The sequence below is a fragment of the Pantoea sp. nfd-35 genome (genome assembly GCF_056892255.1).
In genome coordinates, this window is record NZ_CP122403.1 from 1,317,809 (window position 1) to 1,330,993 (window position 13,185).

Here is a 13,185-nt window from a genome sequence, read left to right on the forward strand (position 1 = left end):
TTCGGTACTGCTTCACAAGAGTGTCATCTGACTAAGATATGGTGGGTGATGACGGGTTCGAACCGCCGACCCCCTCCTTGTAAGGGAGATGCTCTACCAACTGAGCTAATCACCCATATCTTATCTCTTGTCACTGCGGGCCACCTTAAACCTTCTTAAGAGTGGTGGGTGATGACGGGTTCGAACCGCCGACCCCCTCCTTGTAAGGGAGATGCTCTACCAACTGAGCTAATCACCCCCGCTGTGTGGAGTCGCATTATAGGGATAGTTGATTTTGAGTCAACGCTTTTTAAAACATAATTGTGCGTTCGGTTTAATTTTAAACATCCCGCAGGGATTTTATCCAATGTGCTGGTTTTCTTAGCAGAAATACAGGCTTTGCTGCCGCTCTGCTGTCTTGCATGCATTGAGGATTCATCATCAGATGCTAGAATATGCGCACTGTTTTCGCGTCTAACCCGTTTTTTGTCATCCAGACAACGAACCTGCGCATTTAAGGCAATACTGAATGAAAATCAAAACTCGCTTCGCGCCAAGCCCTACCGGCTTCTTACACGTAGGTGGCGCTCGTACCGCACTCTACTCATGGCTCTTTGCCCGTCATCATCAGGGCGAGTTTGTACTGCGCATTGAAGATACCGATCTTGAGCGTTCTACACCGGAAGCCATCGAAGCTATTATGGATGGGATGAACTGGCTGAGCCTGGACTGGGATGAAGGCCCTTATTACCAGACCAAACGCTTCGACCGCTACAACGCCGTCATTGATGAAATGCAGGAAGCGGGTACTGCCTATAAATGTTACTGCTCGAAAGAACGTCTTGAAGCGCTGCGTGAAACGCAGATGGCCAACGGCGAAAAACCCCGCTATGACGGCCGCTGCCGTGACAGCCATGAGCATCATGCCGCTGATGAGCCGCATGTAGTGCGCTTCCGTAATCCACAGGAAGGCTCTGTTATTTTTGACGATCAGATTCGCGGTCCGATTGAGTTCAGTAACCAGGAGCTGGACGATCTGATCATCCGCCGTACCGATGGCTCACCGACTTACAACTTCTGCGTCGTGGTCGATGACTGGGACATGGGCATCACCCACGTTGTGCGCGGTGAAGACCACATCAACAACACACCGCGTCAGATCAATATCCTGAAGGCGATAGGCGCACAGGTGCCGGTTTATGCCCACGTTTCGATGATTCTGGGTGACGACGGTAAGAAACTGTCTAAACGTCATGGTGCAGTAGGCGTGATGCAATACCGTGATGACGGCTATCTGCCAGAGGCGTTGCTTAACTATCTGGTACGTCTGGGCTGGTCACATGGCGATCAGGAAATTTTCTCTGTCAAAGAGATGACGGCGCTGTTTAGCCTGGACGCGGTCAGTAAATCGGCCAGCGCCTTTAATACCGAAAAACTGCAGTGGCTAAATCACCACTATATTAATGCGCTGCCGCCCGAGTACGTGGCAACCCATCTGCAGTGGCATATTGAACAGCAGAACATTGATACCCGCACTGGCCCGGAACTGGCAAAGTTGGTGACCTTGCTGGGCGAGCGCTGCAAGACGCTGAAAGAGATGGCCGCATCGTGTCACTATTTCTATCAGGATTTTTCAGAATTCGATGCCGATGCCGCGAAAAAGCATTTACGTCCAGTCGCGCGTCAGCCGCTGGAAGTGGTTCGCGACAAGCTGGCCGCATTGACTGACTGGAATGCAGAAACAGTGCATCAGGCTATTCAGCAGAGCGCGGATGAGCTGGGTGTGGGCATGGGCAAAGTCGGCATGCCGCTGCGCGTCGCCGTCACCGGCGCCGGTCAGTCTCCCGGACTGGATGTGACGGTGGAAGCCATTGGCCGTAGCCGCAGCGTTGAGCGTATTGAAAAAGCACTGGCCTTTATTGCTGAGCGTGAAGCACAGAGCCAGTAACCGTTCTCTTCCACGAGAGGCGGCTTGCGGCCGAGCGCTTTCTGCATTAACCGAGGAAGGCCAGGCCGCGGGACGTGATTGTCTGAGACGAAAAAAAACCGGAAGCATCGCGCTTCCGGTTTTTTTATTGTTCGTGAATGCCCAGTCGATCAAGCACACCTTTTATCCCTTCCCGCAAAATCAACGCCGTGAGCTGATCTTGCTCGTTCTGACTCATTTGCTGGACAGAACTTATCAATAACGCAGGTAATGAATTCGGTGGGGGAGTATAATTTGCCGTGGGTTCATTAAGGTTGCGCGTCGACTGAATGAAACTTTTCACGCGTTCATCAATATGAATCAATCTGGCTTTTCCGCCCTGAACGCCGGGTTTTGGCGTGGTCGTCCAGTTCTCGCGTTTGATCCATTTGTTCACCGTCTGCCGACTGTAGCCCGTTTCGATTGCCAGTTCTTCCGGAGTTAGCCATTCCTTTTTCACGATGCTGTCCCTGTTCAATACATTAGCCATACATATTACAGCAAATCGTAACGCGTGAAAGTAACAGGAAACGAAATTGCCTTTTGTCTCTCAACAAAAGGCAGGGGATTGTTTATTGCGCAGTGCTTGGCTGCTCGGCTGCGGGGCGGAAAGCGAGGAAGTAAGCCAGACCAACGAAAACGGCACCGCCGACGGCGTTACCTAAGAATACCGCCACGAAGTTAGGCAAATATTCAGCCCAGCTCATCTGTCCGGCAAAGATCGCAGCAGGAATAATGAACATATTCGCCACAACGTGCTGGAAACCAATGGCCACAAACGCCATGACCGGGAACCACATCGCGAAAATTTTGCCGACCACATCTTTACTGGCGAAGGCGAGCCACACGGCAAGACATACCAGCCAGTTACAACCGATGCCAGAAATGAACGCATGCAGGAAATCGGCATGGACTTTGGCATTCGCAATCGCCAGCGTCTTTTTCAGGTAATCACCCTCGGTCATGGCCAGCATGTGGCCAAAGAACCAGGCGATAGCGATGCTGCCAAGGAAGTTTGCAATCGTTACCCAGAACCAGTTGCGTAATACGCTGTAGCCACTAATACGGCGTGCAAACCAGGCAACAGGCAACGTCATCATATTACCGGTTAACAGTTCGCCACCGGCCAGAATGGTCAGGATCAATCCCACCGGGAACACCGCAGCCCCTAAGAAGCCGCCAAATGAGCCCCAGTCAGCAGGCAGAGAGTTAATGACATGAACATCCAGCAAGAAACCTGTAGCAATAAAGGCACCTGCCATGAAGCCAAGAATTATTAAGGAGCTAATGGAAGCATGGCTTTTTGCCACGCCAGCCTGAATCGCCAGTTGGGCGATCTCTTTGGGTGTATGCAGCGACATATATTCTCTATTGATTTTAGTATTGGAGCGAAAACGCCTGGTTGAAGAACGGTGCGCTGGAGAAAACCATGCAGCCGTATTAGATAGCGGGCTAAGTTTTACACGACATTACCGGGAAGACAAGATAATTCCCATAACATATTTAACCGTGAATTAACTTAACTGCCGATAAAAAGTTACTCTTCAACCAGGCTCCTTTCACGATGTTAACAAGGGCAGGAGAGAAACAAACGCACGTCATCACGCTAAGTTTGCCGTCTTTTTCAGCGATCAAACACAGAATGTGATTTTGCCGTTGACACTCCATGGGGGGTTGCATATTATGCCGTCCGTCGCTTAACACGACGGTTTTTTCGGTTCGGGGCTATAGCTCAGCTGGGAGAGCGCTTGCATGGCATGCAAGAGGTCAGCGGTTCGATCCCGCTTAGCTCCACCAAACTTCTTCCCAAAAGTTTGGCACTGAAAAAATGATTTCCAGATGTGGGGGTATAGCTCAGCTGGGAGAGCGCTTGCATGGCATGCAAGAGGTCAGCGGTTCGATCCCGCTTATCTCCACCAAATCTCTGGCTTCTCAGCCTTTCTGATATTTCTCTTCGTCAATCCACACACAAGCGTATATAGCGTGCCTGTGCGATTTATCCTCTTTGACATTATCTTTCTGCAACACAGCAGGCGTTTATCATCTGGCGTTGTGCCTGAATTCAGCCTAATTGTTGCGTCAGCCATCGACGGAAGTCATTAAGCTGTAGAATAAACGCCTCAGCCGTCGCCCGTGGTGCCTGACTTTCTGCGAAAAAGAAGGCCATTGCCGCTTCACGCGCCGGATAACGCGCAACGAACCGCTCAACGTGCTCCTCAAGGCTGCGCGGCCAGTCCGTGTCGCTATCTTTGCGTAACATATTGGTGGCGCGAATCAGTTTTCTGGCAGCCGCGCGCTGAAGTGGCCGCTGCTGCCAGGGCTGGCTGGCGCGGGACAGGCGCGTTGCATACTCGCTCAGCACCTCTGTGACATCGCGGTTTATCGCCCACGCCAGCGCGCGGGATGGCCTGTAAAGCGCAAAAAGCACAGAGAGATCCTGGCCATAGAGACAGCGGCAATGGTGCTTCAGCCAGAATCCCCAGGAAAGGCTGTTCTCCGGCGCGCGGGCCTCATTGAGCGTGCCGATATCAAAATCGACTTTACTCACTACCGGATGCTTCACGGCCAGCGCCTTTTTCAGATCGGCCAGGCTGTTTTGCTGCACCTGATCAGGTGAATGGCGGAATATCAGGCACAGGTCCAAATCAGATTCTCCCTCAACGGCGCTTCCCGACGCTACGCTGCCGTAAAGATAAACGCTGTGCAGGCTATCCCGATAGTCAGCGCTCAGTTGGGCCAGGGCATCGTCAATGACAGCCTGAAACGCGGGCTGAACGTCTGCAAAGGGCAGGGTAAGAATAAAACCCTGTGGATCCAGGCTCATAATGGCTCCTGTATGGCAAACACAGTCGATAACTGAACGATGCGGAGGTGCGTGGTAAACCGCGAGATCTTCCGCTCAGCAGACAAGGGCAGTATTTATCAGGGCGACAGATGGGGTCAACTTTCTTGCCCGGCACTCAGGTTCCGGCGGGCAAGGAGTTATGGATGGGAGGGAGACAAAAAAGGCGAGTCGTTTGACTCGCCTTAATGTGGGCAGAACGCGAACTCAGAATGCCAGTACCAGGCCTGCAATCGCCGCAGACAGCACGCTGACCAGCGTTGAGCCGTACAGCAGTTTCAGACCGAAGCGTGAAACCACGTTACCTTGCTCTTCGTTCAGTCCCTTGATGGCGCCAGCGACGATGCCGATAGATGAGAAGTTGGCGAATGAGACTAAGAATACTGACAGGATGCCTTCCGCGTTCGGTGACAGCTGACCGGCAATTTTCTGCAGATCCATCATGGCTACAAACTCGTTGGAAACCAGTTTGGTTGCCATGATGCTGCCGACCTGCAGGGCTTCGCCTGATGGCACGCCCATCACCCACGCAAAGGGGTAGAAGACATAACCCAGCACGCCCTGGAAGGTCACGCCGAAGATGAAGTCAAACAGCGCGTTCAGGCCCGAAATCAGTGCGATAAAACCGATCAGCATGGCTGCAACGATGATGGCGACGCGGAAACCGGCAAGAATGTACTCGCCCAGCATTTCAAAGAAGCTCTGACCCTGATGCAGATCCTGCAGTTGCAGATCTTCTTCGCTGTCAACGCGGTAAGGGTTGATGAGCGACAGCACGATAAAGGTACTGAACATATTCAGCACCAGCGCGGCGACAACATACTTAGGTTGCAGCATGGTCATGTAAGCGCCCACGATAGACATGGAAACCGTCGACATCGCAGTGGCCGCCATGGTGTACATACGGCGTTGTGACATTTTGCCCAGAATATCTTTGTACGCGATAAAGTTCTCAGACTGTCCCAAAATCAGAGAGCTTACGGCGTTGAAAGATTCCAGTTTGCCCATGCCGTTGATCTTAGACAGCACGGTACCAATTCCACGGATGACCCATGGCAGGATGCGGAAGTGCTGAAGAATACCAATCAGGGCTGAGATGAACACGATGGGGCACAATACGTTCAGGAAGAAGAACGCCAGGCCTTTATCATTCATGTTACCGAACACGAAGTTGGTACCCTGAGCGGCATATTTCAGAAGATGATCGAAGAAACCGGCAAATCCTTTGACGAATCCCAGACCGGCTTCCGAGTTCAGGAAGAACCATGCCAGAACGATCTCGATAACCAGAAGCTGTACGATGTAGCGAACCCGAATACTTTTTCTGTCGTGGCTGACCAGAAGGGCCAGCACGCCAACGACCACTAGTGCTAAAAGAAACTGCAAAATATGGGACATGATTGCTCCAAATTTGAGGAGGATTGTATTTTGCTGCGTATTCTATGTAACGGCTTACCGAAAAACGAGATCTCCACCACAATATAAGTATTCAATATCGCCAATTTTCTCAGAATACTCTCACCGATCACGCCCTGTAACCAAATTGTTCACATCATATTCACTTAAACCTATTGTCTGTAATTTAAACAACACGTAGAGTAGGGGAATTGCGCCTGACCTTGAGGCATTCTGCACCTCCAATTTATAGCAATGGCTATACTTTATAGCACTATCTATTACACTGATTACTAAAACCGCATTTCACTTGCGCCTGTGTCGCTTTAAGCTGCACAGGTAAACCAACGACAGGGTAGCCAATATGTTTGAAAGCCGTGCCGCCGAGCGCGCCGCTCGCGGAGCAAGAAAAGTGAAACTCGCCCTGTTGGGGCCCGCCTTTATCGCCGCTATCGGGTATATCGATCCGGGCAACTTTGCGACCAATATCCAGGCGGGTGCTGCTTACGGTTACCAGCTCCTTTGGGTCGTGGTATGGGCCAATATCATGGCGATGCTTATCCAGTTGATGTCAGCCAAATTGGGCATTGCGACGGGCAAAAACCTCGCGGAACACATCCGCGATCGTTTTCCCCGTCCGGCGGTGTGGTTCTATTGGGTACAGGCGGAGATCATCGCGATGGCGACCGATCTCGCAGAATTTATCGGTGCCGCTCTGGGCTTTAAACTGCTGCTGGGTGTGTCCCTGATGCAGGGCGCTGTGCTTACCGGCGTGGCCACCGTGCTTATTTTGATGCTGCAAAACCGTGGGCAAAAGCCGCTGGAGCTGGTGATTGGTGGCCTGCTGCTGTTTGTGGCGGCAGCGTACATTGTGGAGCTGTTTTTCTCCCAGCCCAAGGTCAGTGAACTGGTGACAGGCATGGCGCTGCCGTCTCTGCCCAACGCGGATGCGGTCTTTCTTGCTGCGGGTGTGCTGGGCGCCACCATTATGCCGCACGTGATTTATCTGCATTCTGCATTGACCCAGGGAAAAAGCAGTGACAGTCAGGCCCGGCGCTATTCATCCACCAAGCTTGATGTCGCCATTGCCATGACCATTGCGGGATTTGTCAATCTGGCGATGATGGCCACGGCCGCTGCCGCCTTCCATTTTAGCGGCCACAGCGGGATTGCCGAGCTCGATCAGGCTTACACCACGTTGCAGCCGTTACTGGGCCACGCTGCCGCCACGGTGTTTGGCTTAAGCCTGGTCGCGGCGGGGCTGTCTTCTACCGTGGTGGGCACCCTGGCCGGACAGGTGGTCATGCAGGGATTCATAAAATTCTATATTCCGCTGTGGGTGCGACGCGCAGTAACCATGGTGCCTTCGTTTATTGTGATCTGGGCCGGCTGGGATCCTACGCGCGTGTTAGTCATGAGTCAGGTGTTGCTGAGCTTTGGTATCGCGCTGGCTCTCATTCCGCTGCTGGCCTTCACCGGCAACCGTGAGCTGATGGGCGAGGCATTGGTCAATTCACGACTGATGCAAAACACCGGCCGCGTCATCGTGGTGCTGGTGGTGAGTCTTAACGCCTATCTGCTGATCGGCCAGATGATGGGAATGTAATGCCGCTGCCTGGCAACCCGTCAGGCAGCCCATCTTTAGCTTTTAAAGCCTGTTGCCTTGAGCTTTATCCGCATCCGTTTATATTTTCTTCTGTCTTGTTGATTCAGGAGCGGAACGATGCGGACACCGGATTATCCTTCAGAAGACCAGCCAAAATGGGCTGCGGTCGACGACTACTTTTCTCAGCAACTTATTCCTGCCGATAGCCATTTTCAAGCCGCGCTTGTCGCCAACCGTCAGGCGGGGCTGCCTGCTCACGATGTTTCTGCCCTGCAAGGCAAGATGCTCGGGCTGTTTATCAAAATGATTAATGCCTCACGCGTGCTGGAAATTGGCACGCTGGGAGGTTACAGCACCCTCTGGATGGCTCAGGCGCTGGGTGCGGAAGGGAAAATTACCACTCTCGAAGCTGACAGCCATCATGCGCAGGTTGCCAGGCAGAACATCCACCGTGCAGGGCTGGCCGAACGTGTCGATCTGCGTCTCGGTGCAGCGCTGGACGTGCTGCCTCAACTGCAGGGGCCGTTCGACCTGATCTTTATCGATGCGGATAAGCGAAACAATCCGCACTACCTGCGTTGGGCAGTCACTCTGGCGCGCCCCGGCACGGTCATTATTGCCGACAACGTTGTACGAGGCGGGGCGGTAACAGAGGCGGCTTCCACAGACTGCAACGTGCAGGGCGTGCGTGAATTTTTCCAACTGCTTACCAGCGATCCCCGGCTGGACGCGACGGCGATTCAAACCGTAGGCGAAAAGGGCTGGGATGGCTTTGTCATGGCCAGAGTGAAGTAGAGCTGGCACTACACCTCAGGTGGCCTGCCAACCCGTTCGGGCCAACAGGCGCGCTTTAGCGATAGCGTTCAGGATAGCGATGGTGTTCGCGGCGTTCAGCGTGCCAGTGGCGATGCTCATGCTCCCAGCGACGTTGTCTGTCGCGTGCGTGCCAGCGGCGTTCGCGTTCCCACTGCTGATGACGTCGCCACGCTTCGTGTCGCCACCAGCGACGCTCTTTATAAGCATAGCGATCGTTAAACCAGCGCGGCTCACGCCAGTGGTGACCGTCCCAGTAATAACCTCGGCGGTCGCGATCGCCCAGATGAAGCGTTACGCCGGGCGCGAGACGCACGGATGTATCTGAGGCCTGAGCGGTGTGCATTGCCAGCGGCATTAACATGGCTACAACGGCAGCCAGTAAGATTCCACGTATCATGATTTTCTCCTGACGGCAGCGTGTCTCCGCTGCTGATACGCTATTTTGTCGGTATCAGGCCGGAGAAACCTGTGGAAGCCGTCTGAAAAACCGTTAAAGCTAAAGGTTTGAGAGTTTTCTGGCGCAGCCGCCTGGCGAACCAGGCGGTGCGGTTACAGCAGCGCGGACTCAATTGCGGCCAGTTCATCATCCCTGAGGGGCGCCTGACTCAGCATTTGTAGGGCATCATCGATTTGCGCCGTTTTACTCGCGCCTATCAGTACCGAGGTAATGCGGGGATCGCGCAGTACCCACGTCAGCGCCATCTGTGCCAGCTTCTGGCCGCGCTGTTGCGCAATAGCATTAAGCCTGCGAACTTTTTCCATCTTTTCGTCAGTAAGCTGGCTTTCGTTCAGGAATTTGCTGCCGCTGGCAACGCGAGAATCCTGCGGGATGCCCTGCAAATAGCGATCGGTCAGCACGCCACCCGCCAGCGGCGAGAACGCAATACAGCCTGCTCCATGCGCATCCAGCGTCTGAAGTAATCCCTGTTCCGGTGTACGTTCAAAGAGCGAATAACGAGGCTGGTGGATCAGGCACGGCGTGCCCAGATCGCGCAGAATCGCCATCGCGTCGGCTGCCCGTTCCGCGGGATAGTTTGAAATCGCCGCATACAGCGCTTTACCCTGCCTGACCACATGATCCAGCGCCCGCATGGTTTCTTCTAGCGGCGTGTCCGGATCCGGACGGTGGTGATAGAAGATATCGACATATTCCAGCCCCATCCGACGCAGGCTCTGGTCCAGGCTCGCGACCAGATATTTTCGGGAGCCCCAGTCGCCATAAGGACCTTCCCACATGGTGTAACCGGCTTTGGTCGAAATAATCAGTTCATCGCGATGAGCCTGAAAATCTTCACGCATGATGCGGCCAAAATTCACTTCGGCGGAGCCGGGAGGCGGGCCGTAGTTATTCGCCAGGTCGAAATGCGTAATGCCGTGGTCAAACGCGTGGCGCAGCAGTTGACGGCTCACGTCCAGTTGCGTGTTGTCGCCAAAGTTATGCCACAGGCCCAGTGAAATCGCGGGAAGTTTCAGGCCGCTGCGCCCACTGCGACGCCACTGCATATGCTGATATCGGTCCGGATGAGGGAAAGCTGTCATAGTAAGGTCCTGAGTAAAAAACAAATAAATGTGCCAAAACCGCCTCAGTGTATACGCTTACACTCAGTATTAATTCGTGTGAAGTCGCATATTCACGGAATAATGCACGGTCGTAACGCGGGCTTGCCATGCAATACATCGGCTAAATTTGCTGCCATTCTCGCCAAATTTTCGCCATGTCAGATACTTATCAGAACAATCCCCTCAAAGGAATTCGCTATGTCCGATTTTACGGTTGGTGATTATCTGTTGGCTCGCTTACAGGAGTGCGGCGTCAGGCATTTGTTCGGCGTACCGGGTGACTACAATCTGCAGTTTCTGGACCGCGTTATTGCGCACCCGGATATTGGCTGGGTGGGATGCGCCAATGAGCTGAACGCCGCTTACGCCGCAGACGGCTACGCGCGATGCACGGGCGCAGCCGCCTTGCTGACCACCTTTGGCGTCGGAGAACTCAGCGCCATTAATGGTCTGGCGGGCAGCTTTGCCGAATACCTGCCAGTCATCCACATCGTGGGCGCGCCATCAAGCCAGGCGATGCAGCAGGGGGATTGTGTGCATCATACGCTGGGAGACGGGGACTTCGGTCACTTCATCCGAATGGCGAAGGAGGTCAGCGCCGCAACGGCAGCGTTGACGGCTGACAATGCCACGGCTGAAATCGACAGGATTATACTTACTGCACTTCAGCAGCATCGTCCGGGCTATTTAATGCTGCCGGTTGACGTTGCACAGCGGCAAACCTCTGCGCCTGATCAGCCGCTAATGCCCACTACCGCGTCGTCTGATGAGGTGCGCATCGCATTTCAGCAGGCGGCAGAGCGGTTGCTGGCACCTGCGAAGCGGGTTTCGCTGCTCGCCGATTTTCTTGCCCAGCGCTGGCAACAGCAGCCGGCGCTGGCGGCCTTACGGGCAGGACGTGCGTTTCCCTGTGCCACGTTGTTAATGGGTAAAGGTGTACTGGATGAACAGCAGCCGGGCTTTGTTGGTACCTATGCCGGCGAAGGCAGTGAAGGTGACGTGCGGCAGCAAATTGAAGAGGTGGACGTGACGATTTGTGCTGGCGTGCGGTTTACCGACACCATTACGGCGGGTTTTACGCAGCAGTTCAGTCAGGCACGACTTATCGATATTCAGCCGCACAGCGCGAGCGTAGCGGGACAGACGTTTGCCCCGTTGTCGATGGCAGAGGCATTGCAGGCGCTGCTGCCCGTCTTCGAACGCCTGGGGGCAGGCTGGCAGGCCGCCTGTGCGCCACGGGCGGCAGAGCCGGTTCCCGACGCCGCTCTTATCAGCCAGTCTGCTTTTTGGCAGGCGATGCAGGGGTTTCTGCAGCCTGGCGATATTATTCTGGCGGACCAGGGAACGGCGGCATTTGGTGCCGCATCTCTGCGGTTGCCCGTTGGGGCACAGCTTTTAGTGCAGCCGCTCTGGGGCTCTATCGGTTATACGTTACCCGCCGCGTTTGGTGCGCAAACGGCCTGGCCCGGGCAGCGCGTTATCCTGATTATTGGCGACGGTTCGGCCCAGTTGACCATCCAGGAGTTAGGATCCATGCTGCGAGATCAACAGCATCCCCTCATTTTTCTGCTAAACAATGAAGGCTATACTGTGGAGCGGGCGATTCACGGCGCCGCGCAACGTTATAATGATATTGCCCAATGGAACTGGACAGCGCTGCCGCAGGCGATGAGCCTGGAATGCCAGGCGCAGAGTTGGCGCATCAGTGAAACCGTGCAGCTCCAGGCGCTGATGGCGCAGCTCACACAGCAGCGCAGGCTGTCGTTTATTGAAGTGGTGATGCAAAAAGATGACCTGCCGCCGTTATTGCGCAAAGTCTCAGCCTGCCTGAGCCAGCGCAACGGCGGTTGAGATTCGGAAAGTTGCCTCTGTGCAGGCCAGCCTAACGCGGTTAGGCTGTTGCACACACGAGTCAGACGCTCACCAATAACTTCGGTGAGCGTTGTTGTTTTATCGGCAGGATTTTATAGTGTCCTCCAACTCTTTAAGACCCCCAAGCGGAGCACCAGAAGAATGACAACTTATGCCTTGGTCGGCGATGTCGGCGGCACCAATGCCCGTCTCGCTTTGTGTGAGGTGGAAAACGGCAGCATCTCCCAGGCCAAAACATTCGCAACATCAGACTACGACAGCCTCGAAGCCGTCATCCGCCACTATCTTGATGAACAAAAGCAGGATATCAAAGACGGTTGTATCGCCATTGCCTGCCCGATTACCGATGACTGGGTTGAGATGACCAACCACGACTGGGCATTTTCGACCAAAAAGCTGAAAGAAAACATCGGTTTTGAACACCTGGAAATTATTAACGACTTCACAGCGGTTTCCATGGCCATCCCTATGCTGGGTGCGGAACATGTCATTCAGTTTGGTGGCAAAGAGCCGATCAAGGATAAGCCTGTGGCCATTTACGGCGCGGGTACCGGGCTGGGCGTGAGTCATCTGGTCCATGTTGATAAGCGTTGGGTCAGTCTGCCCGGCGAAGGCGGCCACGTTGACTTTGCGGCCAACAGCGAAGAAGAAGATCAAATCCTCGAAGTGTTGCGGGAAGAGCTAGGCCATGTGTCGGCCGAGCGTGTTCTGTCCGGCGCGGGGCTGGTCAATCTCTATCGGGCGATTGTGAAAGTCGATCATCGCGTACCCGAAAATCTCAAGCCCAAAGAAGTGAGTGAGCGTGCGCTTGCTGACAGCTGCACCGACTGCCGTCGTGCACTGTCGCTGTTCTGCGTGATTATGGGACGTTTCGGCGGTAACCTGGCCCTGAACCTTGGCACCTTCGGTGGAGTGTACATCGCGGGCGGTATCGTGCCGCGCTTCCTGGAGTTCTTCAAATCGTCGGGCTTCCGGGCGGCCTTCGAAGACAAAGGGCGCTTTCGCGATTATGTCGCCACGATTCCGGTCTATATGATCACCCACGATCAACCCGGATTATTAGGCGCTGGCGCGCACCTGCGCCAAACGCTGGGCCGCATTATCTAATGCCTGCCGTTGCCCTTCCCGGTGGGAAGGGCTGTGTCCATT

Annotated in this window: 11 protein-coding genes and 4 tRNA genes; 7 read left to right on the forward strand and 8 right to left on the reverse strand. The window is 54.3% G+C overall.

The features are described from left to right. Nucleotides 1–39: 39 nt before the first annotated feature. Nucleotides 40–115: transfer RNA gene (locus tag P9J57_RS06260), tRNA-Val, on the reverse strand. Nucleotides 116–162: 47 nt separating this feature from the next. Next, nucleotides 163–238, reverse strand: a tRNA-Val gene (locus P9J57_RS06265). A 270-nt stretch (nucleotides 239–508) separates the two neighbouring features. Between P9J57_RS06265 and gltX the strand changes: the two genes are divergently transcribed. Next, entirely contained in the window at nucleotides 509–1,927 is a 1,419-nt protein-coding gene (gene gltX / locus P9J57_RS06270; protein WP_013026632.1) for a glutamate--tRNA ligase, read from the forward strand. Nucleotides 1,928–2,051: 124 nt separating this feature from the next. On the opposite strand, the gene P9J57_RS06275 is transcribed toward gltX, so the two are convergent. Next, nucleotides 2,052–2,405 carry a YfeC-like transcriptional regulator gene (locus P9J57_RS06275; RefSeq protein WP_024471562.1) on the reverse strand — a complete coding sequence of 118 codons (354 nt, stop codon included), beginning with the start codon at nucleotides 2,403–2,405 and terminating at the stop codon, nucleotides 2,052–2,054. Nucleotides 2,406–2,517: 112 nt separating this feature from the next. Then, nucleotides 2,518–3,306, reverse strand: a complete 789-nt coding sequence (locus P9J57_RS06280) for a formate/nitrite transporter family protein (RefSeq protein WP_013026630.1) — start codon at nucleotides 3,304–3,306, stop codon at nucleotides 2,518–2,520. Nucleotides 3,307–3,666: 360 nt separating this feature from the next. On the opposite strand from P9J57_RS06280, the gene P9J57_RS06285 reads away from it, so the two are divergent. Continuing rightward, nucleotides 3,667–3,742: transfer RNA gene (locus P9J57_RS06285), tRNA-Ala, on the forward strand. Between the two features lie 46 nt (nucleotides 3,743–3,788). Beyond that, nucleotides 3,789–3,864: transfer RNA gene (locus P9J57_RS06290), tRNA-Ala, on the forward strand. 143 nt (nucleotides 3,865–4,007) lie between these two features. On the opposite strand, the gene P9J57_RS06295 is transcribed toward P9J57_RS06290, so the two are convergent. Beyond that, nucleotides 4,008–4,769 (reverse strand): nucleotidyltransferase domain-containing protein, encoded by a 762-nt coding sequence (locus P9J57_RS06295; RefSeq protein ID WP_210494149.1) that lies wholly within the window; start codon nucleotides 4,767–4,769, stop codon nucleotides 4,008–4,010. 225 nt (nucleotides 4,770–4,994) lie between these two features. After that, a complete protein-coding gene (locus P9J57_RS06300; protein WP_014594244.1) occupies nucleotides 4,995–6,185 on the reverse strand; it encodes a NupC/NupG family nucleoside CNT transporter in 1,191 nt (396 codons plus the stop codon). Between the two features lie 361 nt (nucleotides 6,186–6,546). Here P9J57_RS06300 and P9J57_RS06305 point away from each other — a divergent pair, with 361 nt between their 5' ends. Together P9J57_RS06305 and P9J57_RS06310 are read left to right on the forward strand one after the other, a co-directional pair. Next, nucleotides 6,547–7,788 (forward strand): Nramp family divalent metal transporter, encoded by a 1,242-nt coding sequence (locus tag P9J57_RS06305; RefSeq protein WP_013026627.1) that lies wholly within the window; start codon nucleotides 6,547–6,549, stop codon nucleotides 7,786–7,788. 117 nt (nucleotides 7,789–7,905) lie between these two features. Next, the gene (locus P9J57_RS06310) at nucleotides 7,906–8,583 is read left to right on the forward strand and encodes an O-methyltransferase (protein WP_014594243.1); all 678 of its coding nucleotides are present in this window, start codon (nucleotides 7,906–7,908) and stop codon (nucleotides 8,581–8,583) included. A gap of 55 nt (nucleotides 8,584–8,638) precedes the next feature. Here P9J57_RS06310 and P9J57_RS06315 read toward each other — a convergent pair whose 3' ends face one another. Then, nucleotides 8,639–9,001, reverse strand: coding sequence for a DUF2502 domain-containing protein (locus P9J57_RS06315; RefSeq protein ID WP_013026625.1), 363 nt, complete (start codon nucleotides 8,999–9,001; stop codon nucleotides 8,639–8,641). Nucleotides 9,002–9,153: 152 nt separating this feature from the next. Beyond that, a complete protein-coding gene (gene mgrA, locus P9J57_RS06320; protein ID WP_014594242.1) occupies nucleotides 9,154–10,143 on the reverse strand; it encodes an L-glyceraldehyde 3-phosphate reductase in 990 nt (329 codons plus the stop codon). 219 nt (nucleotides 10,144–10,362) lie between these two features. On the opposite strand from mgrA, the gene P9J57_RS06325 reads away from it, so the two are divergent. Beyond that, entirely contained in the window at nucleotides 10,363–12,015 is a 1,653-nt protein-coding gene (locus tag P9J57_RS06325; protein WP_064374158.1) for a thiamine pyrophosphate-binding protein, read from the forward strand. A gap of 162 nt (nucleotides 12,016–12,177) precedes the next feature. Beyond that, nucleotides 12,178–13,143 (forward strand): glucokinase, encoded by a 966-nt coding sequence (gene glk / locus P9J57_RS06330; protein WP_014594240.1) that lies wholly within the window; start codon nucleotides 12,178–12,180, stop codon nucleotides 13,141–13,143. Nucleotides 13,144–13,185: the final 42 nt, after the last annotated feature.

Bases quoted from the DNA above. Each gene is read 5' to 3' on its own strand.
- P9J57_RS06325 (WP_064374158.1), top strand. From the start codon at position 10,363: ATGTCCGATTTTACGGTTGGTGATTATCTGTTGGCTCGCTTACAGGAG.
- P9J57_RS06310 (WP_014594243.1), top strand. From the start codon at position 7,906: ATGCGGACACCGGATTATCCTTCAGAAGACCAGCCAAAATGGGCTGCG.
- glk (WP_014594240.1), top strand. From the start codon at position 12,178: ATGACAACTTATGCCTTGGTCGGCGATGTCGGCGGCACCAATGCCCGT.
- gltX (WP_013026632.1), top strand. From the start codon at position 509: ATGAAAATCAAAACTCGCTTCGCGCCAAGCCCTACCGGCTTCTTACAC.
- P9J57_RS06305 (WP_013026627.1), top strand. From the start codon at position 6,547: ATGTTTGAAAGCCGTGCCGCCGAGCGCGCCGCTCGCGGAGCAAGAAAA.
- P9J57_RS06295 (WP_210494149.1), bottom strand. From the start codon at position 4,769: ATGAGCCTGGATCCACAGGGTTTTATTCTTACCCTGCCCTTTGCAGAC.
- P9J57_RS06315 (WP_013026625.1), bottom strand. From the start codon at position 9,001: ATGATACGTGGAATCTTACTGGCTGCCGTTGTAGCCATGTTAATGCCG.
- P9J57_RS06280 (WP_013026630.1), bottom strand. From the start codon at position 3,306: ATGTCGCTGCATACACCCAAAGAGATCGCCCAACTGGCGATTCAGGCT.
- mgrA (WP_014594242.1), bottom strand. From the start codon at position 10,143: ATGACAGCTTTCCCTCATCCGGACCGATATCAGCATATGCAGTGGCGT.
- P9J57_RS06300 (WP_014594244.1), bottom strand. From the start codon at position 6,185: ATGTCCCATATTTTGCAGTTTCTTTTAGCACTAGTGGTCGTTGGCGTG.